12 protein-coding genes and 1 tRNA gene are annotated in these 12798 nt (G+C 47.2%); 7 read left to right on the top strand and 6 right to left on the bottom strand.

Annotated features, from left to right (window positions below):
- Positions 1 to 7: 7 nt before the first annotated feature.
- From rraB to C0560_RS02940, 5 genes are all read left to right on the top strand, one after another.
- Entirely contained in the window at positions 8 to 433 is a 426-nt protein-coding gene (gene rraB, locus C0560_RS02920) for a ribonuclease E inhibitor RraB (RefSeq protein WP_100777805.1), read from the top strand.
- Positions 434 to 603: 170 nt separating this feature from the next.
- Complete coding sequence (gene miaE / locus C0560_RS02925; protein WP_123429573.1) at positions 604 to 1362, top strand: tRNA isopentenyl-2-thiomethyl-A-37 hydroxylase MiaE; 759 nt, start codon at positions 604 to 606, stop codon at positions 1360 to 1362.
- Between the two features lie 27 nt (positions 1363 to 1389).
- Positions 1390 to 2121, top strand: a complete 732-nt coding sequence (locus C0560_RS02930; protein ID WP_100777803.1) for a topoisomerase II — start codon at positions 1390 to 1392, stop codon at positions 2119 to 2121.
- A gap of 107 nt (positions 2122 to 2228) precedes the next feature.
- Positions 2229 to 2313, top strand: a tRNA-Leu gene (locus C0560_RS02935).
- Between the two features lie 142 nt (positions 2314 to 2455).
- Positions 2456 to 4372 (top strand): DUF262 domain-containing protein, encoded by a 1917-nt coding sequence (locus tag C0560_RS02940; RefSeq protein WP_248859591.1) that lies wholly within the window; start codon positions 2456 to 2458, stop codon positions 4370 to 4372.
- Positions 4373 to 4418: 46 nt separating this feature from the next.
- Here C0560_RS02940 and dndE read toward each other — a convergent pair whose 3' ends face one another.
- From dndE to C0560_RS02965, 5 genes are all read right to left on the bottom strand, one after another.
- Positions 4419 to 4772, bottom strand: a complete 354-nt coding sequence (gene dndE, locus C0560_RS02945) for a DNA sulfur modification protein DndE (RefSeq protein ID WP_248859592.1) — start codon at positions 4770 to 4772, stop codon at positions 4419 to 4421.
- Positions 4772 to 6772 carry a DNA sulfur modification protein DndD gene (gene dndD, locus C0560_RS02950; RefSeq protein WP_248859594.1) on the bottom strand — a complete coding sequence of 667 codons (2001 nt, stop codon included), beginning with the start codon at positions 6770 to 6772 and terminating at the stop codon, positions 4772 to 4774. The genes dndE and dndD overlap by 1 nt, the downstream gene beginning before the upstream one ends.
- Positions 6762 to 8396, bottom strand: coding sequence for a DNA phosphorothioation system sulfurtransferase DndC (gene dndC, locus C0560_RS02955; RefSeq protein ID WP_248859596.1), 1635 nt, complete (start codon positions 8394 to 8396; stop codon positions 6762 to 6764). Before dndC ends, dndD begins: the two co-directional genes overlap by 11 nt.
- Complete coding sequence (gene dndB, locus C0560_RS02960; RefSeq protein ID WP_248859598.1) at positions 8393 to 9478, bottom strand: DNA sulfur modification protein DndB; 1086 nt, start codon at positions 9476 to 9478, stop codon at positions 8393 to 8395. The genes dndC and dndB overlap by 4 nt, the downstream gene beginning before the upstream one ends.
- Before the next feature lie 114 nt (positions 9479 to 9592).
- Entirely contained in the window at positions 9593 to 9895 is a 303-nt protein-coding gene (locus C0560_RS02965) for a helix-turn-helix domain-containing protein (protein ID WP_371923365.1), read from the bottom strand.
- A gap of 165 nt (positions 9896 to 10060) precedes the next feature.
- Between C0560_RS02965 and C0560_RS02970 the strand changes: the two genes are divergently transcribed.
- Positions 10061 to 10369 (top strand): helix-turn-helix domain-containing protein, encoded by a 309-nt coding sequence (locus tag C0560_RS02970; protein WP_248859601.1) that lies wholly within the window; start codon positions 10061 to 10063, stop codon positions 10367 to 10369.
- Between the two features lie 130 nt (positions 10370 to 10499).
- Here C0560_RS02970 and C0560_RS02975 read toward each other — a convergent pair whose 3' ends face one another.
- Positions 10500 to 11510: a LacI family DNA-binding transcriptional regulator gene (locus tag C0560_RS02975; protein WP_248859603.1), complete on the bottom strand. Its 1011-nt coding sequence runs from the start codon at positions 11508 to 11510 to the stop codon at positions 10500 to 10502.
- 197 nt (positions 11511 to 11707) lie between these two features.
- On the opposite strand from C0560_RS02975, the gene C0560_RS02980 reads away from it, so the two are divergent.
- Entirely contained in the window at positions 11708 to 12796 is a 1089-nt protein-coding gene (locus C0560_RS02980) for a cellulase family glycosylhydrolase (protein ID WP_248859604.1), read from the top strand.
- Positions 12797 to 12798: the final 2 nt, after the last annotated feature.

The following is a 12798-nucleotide window of genomic DNA, read 5'->3' on the forward strand; positions in this document are numbered from 1 at the left end:
ACGAGCCATGGCAAACCCAGAACTGCTGGAAGAGCAACGCGAAGAGACGCGCCTGATCATTGAAGAGCTGCTGGAAGACGGCAGCGATCCGGACGCGCTGTACACCATCGAGCACCATTTCTCTGCAGATGACTTTGAATCGCTGGAGAAACTGGCGGTAGAAGCGTTCAAAATGGGTTACGAAGTGACCGAGCCGGAAGAGCTGGAAGTGGAAGAGGGCGAAACCGTCATCTGCTGCGACATCCTGAGCGAAGGGGCGCTGAAAGCAGAGCTGATCGATGCGCAGGTTGAGCAGTTGATGGATCTGGCCGAGAAGTTTGAAGTGGAATACGACGGCTGGGGAACCTACTACGAAGATCCAAACGGCGAAGACGGCGATGACGAAGACGATGAAGATTTCGTCGACGAAGATGACGACGGCGTGCGCCACTAATTAATAAAATACACAACATCATTCACGCTGCGTCGAGGCGGCAACCGAGTGAGTCCCAGCGAGCTTACACAGGTAAGTGACCTGGGTGAACGAGGGCAGCCAACGAAGAGGCAGCGTGAAGGATAAGGTGTATTGCGGCAGCTTCGGCTGCCGCTTTGTAAGGTTTCATCATGGACTACCCGCAGATACTCACCCCCGTTCTTAATTTCCTCCACTGCCCAACCCCGCAAGCATGGATTGATAAAGCCCGCGATCCGGCAAACCTGCCGCTCCTGCTCACCGATCACATGGTGTGCGAACTCAAAGCCGCACAGACGGCGCTCCTGCTGGTGCGTAAATATGTCGCCGACAAAAGTGGGGCCGACGCGCTGCTCGACTGGCTCAAACCCTATGAAGCCTTCACCTTCCGCGAAGGGCCGGAACCGGATTTTATCGCCCTGCATAAGCAGATTGGTAAAAGCGTGATGCCCAAAACCGACGACCCGTGGGGTCAGGCGCTGATCGACAGTATGGTGCTGCTGATTAAAGAGGAGCTGCACCACTTCTGGCAGGTGCGTGAGGCGATGCTGGCGCGCAATATTCCGTACGTCAAAATCACCGCCAGCCGCTACGCCAAAGGGATGCTGAAGGAAGTGCGCACTCACGAACCGCTGACGCTGATCGACAAGCTGATTTGCGGTGCGTACATCGAAGCGCGCTCCTGCGAGCGTTTCGCCGCGCTGGCGCCATTCCTCGACGACGACCTGCAGAAGTTCTATCTGTCGCTGCTGCGCTCGGAAGCACGCCATTACCAGGACTATTTGACGCTTGCTCAACAGGTAAGCGACAACGATATCTCTTCACGCGTACAGCTTTTTGGTGAAATTGAAGCCACACTTATCTCGACACCGGACAGTGAGTTTCGTTTTCATAGCGGCGTGCCGGTGTAATCCGACAGATCAAAAGGATGCGAGACGATGAAGAGAGCCTGGAAACCGATTGTGATTGTTGCCGTACTGGCCGCTGCCGTGGCGTGCTGGGTCTATTACGATAAACAACGCCTGCAACAAAACCCCGAACAGCAACTCGACACCACGCTCAACAGTATGCCTGCCTGGCAGGTGCTGAAGGAGCAAGAACCCGCATTCCAGCAGCGCATCCGTGAACAGATCCTCGCGATGCAAAAAGAGGGGGATTCCGAGCAACAGATCATCGACGTGATTCAACCGCAGATCCTGCACCTGCAGATGTCGCGCCTGCAGACCGCGCCGGACGCGAACGTGGTGGATTATATGAAGGCGAATATGGAACAGACCGCCGCCATTCAGAAGGTGAGCGACGACGCCTGTTTCCGCTTTCTCTACCCGGACGTAAAGGGCGGCATTAACCCGATGCGAGTGCTGGATAAGCCGATGATGCAGCGCCGCATGCAGGCCGACGCCGACATGATGCGCGCCGCCTACGGCAAAAACCGCCACACCGTGACGGCGCAGGAGCGCGACACCGCCGTCGCCGACGTGCGCCCGATCATGAAAGAGCTGGCCGCGAAGTACGGCGAGGATATTCAGCTACTGCAGATGCCGGACAAGGCGACGGGCAAAGAGAAGTTGTCGTGCGATATGGTGCAGGAAATGTGGGCCAAAGTGCTGCAACTGCCTGAAAGCCATGCCGCCGGCGTGATTCGGCTGGCGGTTTCGGAGCTAGAGTGACGATGGGCGCTGTTTTTTTGGGCACTTAGCGCGGGTTTAGCGCGTCGTCGCTTGCATGGCGGCGCGCGACAGGTATAATCCACAACGTTTCCGCATACCCCTTCAGTGCCGAAGTGGCGAAATCGGTAGACGCAGTTGATTCAAAATCAACCGTAGAAATACGTGCCGGTTCGAGTCCGGCCTTCGGCACCATAAGCTAGCTAGCTAGCTAGTTTGTATGATTAACTCACATTCATTAGAAATTTCATTTTTTCCATTTATTAAGTAGAAGTATTTTCAAGTTAGTATAAGGCTTGGTATAAGTAAGTCTTAAACTCGCTTTGGGGATATGGAAATGATCAGTTTAGAGAAAATGTTTGGCTCAAGGGTATATGTCGTCCCTAAGAACCAACGTGGATATAGTTGGACTCCAAAAGAAATCGATGATCTTTTCAGCGATCTTGATTTAATGGGAGATCAGTCACACTATCTCGGAACAGTGATTTGCACGAAGTGTGATGATTTTACAGATGAAATTGATAAAACTCCTACCTACAAATACATTTTAGAAGATGGTCAACAGCGTCTGACAACTTTCTTATTAATCATAAACGAGTTACGAAGAAGATTTCTTGAAGTCGATCTGAAGGAAACGGTTGAATCAGATGGTCTGAATAGACTGATCACTTATAAAAAAGGTTCGATAAGCATTCGGATTGAAAATCAGAATAAAGCTTTAGACGAATGCTTAAAGCATCATATATTAGGGGCTCCATCCTTACCAGGCATAATAACACCTCCAATGAGATGTCTGCAGAAAGCAAAAGAACATATAGCAGCTATTGTTGACAAAATTCAAATAAGAGATGAACTTATTGAACTTAGGAATAAGGTGTGTAAACAAGTTCAGATAATCGATGTAGATCTGGCTAGCGCACGAATTGATCGTTATCTAACATTTGATGCAATTAACTCTCGTGGATTGCCGTTAACAGAGTTTGATAAGATTAAAAATTTCTGTATACTTATTTCTGATAAGAGATCTCTAGATATCGCGCCCGAAGAAAAATGGTATTCTGCGATAAGTAATCTTGAGAAATTTAAAGTGAGCACACGCAATGTGGAAAACTCATTTATTGCAGAGCTTTACTCTGTATACCACGGAGTTAATACAGGTAATAATGATGTTCATGACTCTTTTGTTAAAGAGTATCGAACTCTTCTTGAAGGTGATAATGCACAAAAAGAAAGAAGTTTTAAGGGTTTCATAGATTATTGGGTTACTTATTCAGAAGCGTTTGGATTTATTAATTCGAAACATAAAGAACATTATTATAATAATCTCTGCACAAAAATTGCGGGACAATGGTTAGATTCTATTGATAATTTAGGATTGCAAGGTGTTACTAAAAAAATATTAACTGCAGCTTATTTAGCCGCTCAGTCTGAGAATGGAAAGCAAGAGTTTGAAAAGGTCTGTAGAGCTTGCGAGATATATACATTTAGAATGCATGCTCTATCTAGATACAGAGTTGATAAAAACTCAAAAGTAATACTAGATATTGCTAATCAAGTATTAAAAAATAATAAAGGTTCTGACTTCATTATAAGTGAACTTGGGAAGTTATTGAATTCTAGTGCGAATTTAAAAAGTTCTATTGGCAAACTAATGAGTGGCGATCTAAACTATAAAAATTGGCTAGGATATCTTTATTATTTTCTGTATGAATATGAGGTGAGTATTTCTGCTTCTGGTGTACAACGTATACCTTGGGCTCGTTCTGATGAAGAAAAAGATAATTCTATTGAACATATTTTGCCGCAAGAGCATAGAGATTCAGGTTGGTGGGAAAAACATTGGCCAAACGCATTGATTGCTGACAAATACGTGAATCGATTAGGTAATTTAGTGCTTACTAAGGGGAATTCTGTTTTAGGTAGAAAATCTATTGATAAAAAAATAATTGATTTGGATAGCGACTACTATTACTCCCATAAGAAAGCAACTAATTCTGAAAAGAATATAACAAATTATACTGACGGTTCATCTTGGAAAGAGCTAAATATATTAAAGCGTGAATTGGATTTGGCTAATTTTGCAATTGAGAGATGGTCAATTCCTTTCAGGGAAGATGAAGGAAGCATTGAGGTACCCGATATTTATAAAGAATTTATACCTAAGTGCAATGATATTAATGTTAAATTCGATGAATATGAACAAATAGATTCTTGTGAAGTAGATTGTGCTGAATCAGATATCGAATATGAGTAGTTAATAAAAAGGTCTAACTTATTAACAAGAGTTAGACCTTTTTCTATTATAAAGCTTTGCTAAAATCCTTAAGACTACGATAGTTTCTTAACGATGCTATCCCATCATCTACATGAGCCGCCCAAGCTCTAACAAGTAACTTTTGTTCCAAAAAGGGATACAGCATTTTCAGGACTAATTCTGTAGTTTGTAATGTTTCACCACACCATGTGAATTTATCAAGAACTAATGCACCATCTAATTTTAAATTACTATTGTCATTTGTATAACGAAATTCATTCTCTACTGAACGGAAAAACGCCAATCTGGCCACTACATTCGGTGTTAATCCTGTGTAACCTTTCAAACGCTTCAATTGATCTTCGGTCTTGGCATTTAATTGCATTCTATTGGGCAGCATCAAACTAACTCCTTAGTCAACTTCCAAAAATAACCAGGTCTTAATGTAGATGATTTAGTTTGTTCATTAAAAGCAATCTCGTAGGCATGAGATATATCATCTCGCAACTGGTCGACAAAATAATGCTCATCCACTTCTGTATCCGTAGACAACAGCACAACTTGGTGGCTTGCAAACGGGAAGTAGTGGTTAATCAGTTTATCTCTATGCTGAGAGTCCAAACGCCCCAATGGAGTATCAATAATTACTGGTAAATCTCGGCCAGAGGTTTTTGCCAAAGCTTCAAGGATCGCGATCGCATAAATCTGTTTTTCACCTGCTGAGAGAAGTTTGCGATTAATCACAGTGCCTTTTTCATCAACTAATTCCACATCAAACGTTTCAGGATTGATATGTGCATTGAGTTGTAAATCTTCTTTACGCGCTAATTTACGGTAAGCGAATTCAAAGTTGGCTGACAGAGTTTTCACCCTCGCCTGAGTTAATAGTTCACTATAGCGATCTAATAGGTTGATTGTCTCTTGCGCATTATTAAATGCATTATCGGAATTATGCTGATTACGTGCCTGATCGTGTGTTTTTTGTACCTGACGAGCACAGTCCAGTTGCTGTTGTTTAGTTTGTTTGGCTACTTCCAACAGTGAGCGATACTCCTGACGTTTACTTTCACGTTTACGATCAAGCTCTCGGAGTTTTTCAAAGATATCGATAAGCTGGTCGTCTTCAGGCGCTCGTGCAATATTTGCAGCGGCTTGTTCAAGCTGCTCCTCAACTTCAGCCAATTGGTTACGATAGAGATCAAAACGCTGCCAGGCTTTCTTGCTGTCCTGCTCGATAGATTGTTGGATCATCCCAGCTTCACGTTCTGAGATGTCAAACAACAACTCACCTTGGGGCTTATCAGCCAGGTAATCCTTAAGATTATCTTCAATCGCTTCGGCAGCAATTTTCCCCGTGGTCCCAGAGCGGAACGAAATATCATTTTTGAGCTGCGTAAGAAACTTAGTTAATTCCTTTTCAAAACTGTTTGCCTGTTTTATTTGCATCTCTGCACTAATTTGTTCCAGCAAACGTCCCAGAGTGTGAGGGGCCACAGCGTACGGTAAAGAGCTATCACATTCATGGCGCAATGCTTTCTCAAGGCGTTCTTTTTCTTTTAAAAGAGTATCAACTTTTTGTTTTTCTTGTGCTTTTGTCTGCGCAAATGCACCACCTTGAGCATTCAGAAGGGCTTCATATCGGTTGATTTCTTTTGATAGTAAATCAATTCGCATTTTAGCAAAATCAGCTTTTTCTAAAATCTGCTCTGTCTCGAAAGCAAACTGCTTAACTTGCTCTTCAAGTTCAGCAAGTTTTTTCTGTTGGGAACCTGCTAATTGGCTGGACTGCTGACGCTTAACGAAAATCATCAAATCATTGCGAAGTTTAGCGATTAGATCTAAACCTAATAAGCGACGTACGGCTGTACGCAGAATATTTCCAGAATCATCTTCCGCAAGTTCTGCAATTTTTTCGCCATCAAAGAAGAACAGATCGGCTATTCCATGAGGAATTAATTCGTTCAGGAACCCCTGACATTGATCATAATCCAGCTCTTCAAGAAGTTGCCCATCTTGCTGAAGGGATAGTTGGTCCTTTTTTCCTTTTTTCCATGTGCGCGTAACGGTGAATTCTGCTTCATGGCCACCTTTATTATAGGTGAAAATAAGTTCAATTGACGCTTCGCTTGGTCGTTCGCCAGCCGTTGAGCCGTGATGAATTAATGCGCTCAGCTCTTCAACATATTCCTGTTGTTGAGTTGCCGAGCCAAACGCTAAGCGGCCATACAATGCCAGACGGATTGCCGACAGAATTGATGTTTTCCCTGCGCCGTTGAGTCCACCAAAAAGAACTATCGGACGCGGGTTATCATCGTATTGGCGCTTTCTCGGTGCCAAATCAATAACGTGTGTTCCGTTAAATACACGAAAATTACGCAATACCAGTTGTTTAATTAACATGTTCTTTTTCCTCACTGGTAAGCAAAGTTGGCTCGCTCACTTCTGCAATTCTACGCTGCAGCATCTGTAGTTCAGCTTCCAACTTTGCGACTTCTTCCTGATGAATGTCTCGGTCGTTACGTTTTTGTAAGAACTCTTGTTGCTGTTTAATCTCTTCAAGGCTGCCCCAGTCTTGTTTCAGGATGGTGCCTAGTTTGTCGAAGATACCCTGACGGCGGCTGAGTCCTTCCATAGAAACTTCCAGCTCAATCAGCTTCATCACCATCTCAGGAACTACGTCAAACCCTTGGGCGATCTGCTCAAGCAACTCCGCATCGCTTGCGTTGAAGCGTGACTGGTCGTCAATAACCCAGTCCAGGTCTTTCCCGTAAACTTCGCGATAAATATCCGGTAAAGTGTCGTACCAATCCGGCTCGTTCGGATCTTTCAGCCATTCTTGACGGATAGCATGCAGCTCAGGCTGGGTAATTAGTGTAATTTCGTGGCCCTGAGCGTTCATGTCGCGCTCAATGATCAGTAATTCTTTTAGCCATTGCTGACGGTATTTAAGCCAGTACGGGCCTGGTACGTGTTTGCGCTCAGCGGTGAGTTCCTCTCCGTCCTTGGCATACTGATAGCTCACTTTACCCGTACGACGCTTGTAGTTACGAAAAGTGTCTTTATTCACTGGATCAGTAGTGAATGCCAGCAGATCACGGTATTTAAGCAGTGGTGACATCCACTCCTCACCGTTTTTAATCAGACTTTCCATCGCCTTATCTTTCGTGACAACGGTACAGGTCCAGCAACCAAAGCGCGAGTTGCCACATGATGGTGTGCTTTCGTCGATCACTAATGGACATTCGCCCTGGGCAGATGAATCCATGTACAGCGTCCAGAGAGGACGGTTGTTACCACCCCACGGGCTTTCCCATTCGTCTATATCATCTGGAGCGTAGCGGAATGCACCACGTAATAGCTTCCACACATCTTCAACATCCCAGGTATCAATAGGGGTGTAGATAAATGCGTTTGGTAAAGTCGTATGCCGGGCAAGACGCGTACCGTCGATTTTATGTTTAGCTATAACCTGCGCACGCGATGCGCTCTCACTGCTGCGTGAGCCGAGCACGACAATGACTTCATCAAACTGGCTGACTTTATCCTTAATAAAGTCACTAACCGGATTGATTTTCATACGCTCAGTACACCAGCGGAAACTTCGAGTTGGAGCGGGATAGCCTTTCCCTAACAGATTTGCCCAGAATGTCTCGTGCGTTTTAGGCATGACTGCATGTTGAGTGATAGGTAAATCATCACGCTTGGCACCCGCTTCAATCTGCATCATGGTCTTTTTGATCAAGTCAACGACCACTGGCGTTTCTACCAATGTATCGGATGAAACCAAAAACACATCTTTAGTACGCATTTCAGGCGGTAGGCCCTGCAAGGCGAGATAGACTAATGTAATGACGGCAGAAGAGTCTTTACCACCGCTGTAGCCAATCACCCAAGGGCGTTTGTCAGAGCAGTAAATCCTCTGTATTTCAGAAACATATTCAGCCAGAGGGCGTCCGGCAAACTGTTCCTGATTAATAAAATCTTCGTAGTCGGCCAGATCGTAGGCCTGAGTCAGTTTACTCATGAGATAACCATTTGAGCTTCTAGCTCCTGCTCTTCAGGAGTGAGTGGAAGTGATAGTGCATGTTTTAGTGCATTGCAGGTCAATTGGATTGCTATGCCTGTTTTACTTAATTTTCCATGTTGCATTGCACGTCTGACCATTTCAGGATTGCTTTTGCGCCAGTCAAAACTTTTTAGTTTTACTAATTTTTGTTGCCACTGTTCAGGCTCTTCAGACAAGAGGGTGCGCCCCAGCAATCCAAGTGCCTGTAAACCGATACCATGTGCATGAACATAGTCCTGTCTGAGTTGCGCAGGCGAAACTTCTTTTTTCGCTGCCAGCTGCCAGTCAGGCATGACTTCAAAAATTGCTTGCCAGTAAATGGTGGCAATATTTGTGTTTTCTTCAACGTCCCCAACCTTGGGATCTTTACCAAGTAGGGCGCGGGTAGCCTGCTTGATACTACTTAACGTAAACAGCTTGTTGGATAAAGTACTGATACTGGATTTCTCAAGTTCAGTCAGGCCAACAAAAGGTTCAATCGACATTGCAAGATAGCGAGCCAGATTAGAACTCACATCACGATGATCATATAAAGCTGAGAGTGAAGGGCTTGGGCGAATCGCGTACTTGTTCAGATCTGCAAACATTTGCTGGCTTCGTACCAATCCTTCATCAACGAAGAACAAAACCGGAATGTTATCCTGTCCAAGTTCTGGGCGTTCTGCAAGCGCATCTTCGATGGCTTTACGGCGATGTTGACCGTCATTGATTAGAATTTGGGCATCCATGGGGACGCGCAGAGTTCCAAGATTGTTTGAGCCAGAATACTCATCGAATTGAACGTCCACCGCAATAGAAGCGGTCAACGCAGAAAATACATAATCCTTCGGATTTTCAAGAAGATACCTTACCATTTCAGGTATGCGCGATTTGTTCAGGATGCGCTGGGCGCGAAGCTCAGGTGGCACATCAGTCTCATCAAAGCTAAAAATCTTCGGTATGATACGCATCGGACAAGTCGCGATGTAAAAAGGTCTTCCAGCCTGAACACCCCTTACGGCTGGGAAAGAGTAGCAATAGTCAGCATCAAAATTTGCCATGTTCAAATCCCTGTTGTGCGAAGGCGCAATTACGTCTTATTTTACGTAAAAAACGCCAGACAATAAAATATTTATGCTCTTTGCACACGAATTGTTAACTGATTACGTATCATTTTACGTAAGTTGCTGCGGGTCTTGCTTCTTTCTTACAAGTGAACGGCGATCAACCAGAGCCCCATTCTTATAATATCTACTGGGCCAGATCACTTCAGCGGGAACTCCTATTGCCTCCGCAATGATAATCTCCCCCTTGGGCCATGGCCTCTCAAGCGCGTTCGCAAGCGTTGATGAGCTCATTCCAGCCTCTCTTGATAATCCGGCGAGCGAAGTACCTTTCTTTCTGAGCGACGCAATGACGTCTGCTTTATGCCAATCCGTTTTCATAAAACTGTCCTTATCAAAAAAGTCTACAATCATGATGCTACGTTAAACGTAGCTTTCGAGAAAGTACAATAACTACGTTTAACGTAGTTTTGGAAGGCGGTTCTAATTTCCCATGAAAACCCAATGTAATAGGAGATGAAGGGATAGCTACGTTTTACGTAGTATCAGATTTTTTCTAAAACTACGATTATCGTAGCTATGAGCAAATCAACTTCCAAAGATCAAATCTTCAGCAGGCGGCTTAAAGAAGCCCGCCTCATCGCTGGGCATTCTCAAAAACAACTCGGCATTCTTGCGGGCATCGATGAGTTTGTTGCCAGTTCACGAATCAATCGATATGAGAAGGGAGTGCATCAGGCGAATATTGATGTAGTTCAGCAACTTGCAATAGTTCTCGACGTTCCGTTAGCCTATTTTTATACGGAAGATGATGATTTAGCATCACTTATTCGTAACTGGTCTAAACTGAGTTTAGAAAGAAAGAAGAAAATTTTAAACTTGGTTTGAAAAAAAGGCGCCACCGGCACCTTCTCCACTCAACTGATTTTTCAGCCTTTTATAATTAGCGTTGATAAAGCCCTGAGGAATATAAAACCTAATAAGCACGATTAGAGCTGTATTTGAATATAGTTTTTATTCAAATACGCTCACTCGATCTCCTCACCCGCAACCTGCCCGCCAGTGTCACATGCGTCGCCGCATCTTCCTGATTGCACAAATACTCCACCGCCAGTCGTCCCAGCTCGCTGTACGGAAGCTGAATACTGGTTAGCGCCGGGGTGAGCTGTTCGGAAATCTTTTGATCGTCGTAACCCGCCAGCAGCATATCCTGAGGGATCTGCACGTTGTTCACGGCCAGCGCCTGATAGCAGCCGATCGCCAGCCAGTCGCTGGCGCAGAAGATCGCATCCGGGCGGGTAGGGAGTTGCAGCAGGGACTCGGTGGCCGTGTAGGACTCGCTGAACTGCCAGTTGGTCGGGCGAACCAGGCTCTCGTCGTACGCCAGCCCGGCCTGTTCGAGGGCGGCCAGGTAACCCGCTTGACGCTGGCGGGTGGCTTCCATCCAGCTCTCGCCGGTGATGTGCGCTATGCGTGTTGCCCCCTGGGCAATCAGATGACGCGTCACCTGGAAGGCGTTGGCGTAGTCGTCGGGAATGAACGATGGCAGCAGCGGTGAGCCGGGATCGCGCTGATTCAGCAGCACCAACGGGAGCTGCGTACAGTCCTGGAAATCGGTCATGTCCACCAGCGTGGTGACGGGGGAGGCGAGAATAATCCCCACGCAGTTGCGCTTCTCCAGCTGGCGAATAATGTTCAGGGCCAGCTCCACGTCGTCGCCGTAATCATACACGGTCAGCAGCGTCTCGTTGCGCCAGGCCGCATCCCGCGCCTGGCTGATGGCGTCGATAAAGGGATCGTAACTTTGCAGGGAGCTGACCAGCAGCGCCACCTCTTCCTGGTTGCGCGGCGTGTGAATGGCGGGCAGGCGATCGTAGCCCAGCTCTGTGGCTACGCCGATCACCCGCTGGCGCGTCTCGTCGCTGAGTTTGATGTTGCGGGACTGGTTAAGCACCAGTGATACCGTCGCCTGCGACACCCCCGCCGCCCGCGCAATATCGTTCATTGTGATTTTGTTTTTCCGCTTCATCCGTCCGCTCCCCCTTCAGAAACAGCATCATACCTCACGGCTTTGTCATCGGTCAGGCGAAAGCGCGGTCGATCACGTTTCTTGCGCGCTCAAGCCTGAACTTTGTGATTGCTGTCGCTTTTCTGAACGCGCCTGTTTGCTCATTTATAATGCAGCTAATATTTATTAGCTAAATATTATCAGCAAGTGAGGCGACGATGAAACAGCAGTGGAGCAAGGAACAGGCGCAGGCGTGGTATCAGCAAAAAGGGTGGCTGTGCGGGTTTAACTATCTGCCGTCGACAGCGGTGAACTGGACCGATATCTGGCAGCAGGAGACGTTTGATGCCGAAACCATCGACCGCGAGCTGGGCTGGGCGGCGGAGGCGGGCTACAACACCCTGCGCATAAATCTGCCGTTTATCGTCTGGGAGCACGATCGCGACGGGCTACTGGCGCGCATTGAGCACTTTCTGACGCTGGCTGACCGCCACGGGTTCAGCACCATGCTGACGCTGATGGACGACTGCGGGTTCTCGGGCGACGAGCCGTATCTTGGCCCGCAAAAGCCCCCGGTGCCGGGCAAACACAACAGCCAGGCGGCGGCAAGCCCAGGGCGCGATAAAGTGTGCGATCGCGACTGCTGGCCGCAAATTGAGCGCTATATCCGCAACGTTATCCGCCAGTTCCGCGATGATAAGCGCGTTCTGCTCTGGGATCTCTATAACGAACCGGGCAACCGCGGTATTTTTGCGACGGGCACCGTGGAAGTGCTCTATGACGAAAAACTGGAAACCTACGCGCATGAATTGATGAAACTGGCGTTCCAGTGGGCGCGGGAAGAAGATCCTGAGCAACCCCTGACGGTCTGCGCCTGGCGCGTGCCGCCGGAAGAGGAAGGGGAGACGTTTTTCCAGCATCCGCTCGATCAAACCGCGCTGGGCCTGTCGGATGTCGTGAGTTATCACGCCTACACCAATACCGGACGTATGACGGCGATTATTCAGCAATTACACGAGCTTGGCCGCCCCCTGTTTTGCACCGAATGGCTGGCGCGTCACGTCGGCAGCACCATCGAAGAGCAGCTTCCGTTGATGTACACCGCGAAGGTCGCGCCCTATCAGTGGGGCCTGGTGCGCGGCAAAACCCAGACCTGGCTGCCGTGGCCAGTGATCATGAGCGGCTCCACCGACTACTGCCGTCTGTGGTTCCACGACGTCTTTGAAGAGAACGGCATCCCCTTCTCGCGCAGCGAAATCGCCCTGATGCGCAAGCTCCGCCAAATCGCCCCGCAGCCGCAGGCATAACA

Source organism: Lelliottia sp. AC1 (genome assembly GCF_023278595.1).
Classification (GTDB): Bacteria; Pseudomonadota; Gammaproteobacteria; order Enterobacterales; family Enterobacteriaceae; genus Enterobacter; species Enterobacter nimipressuralis.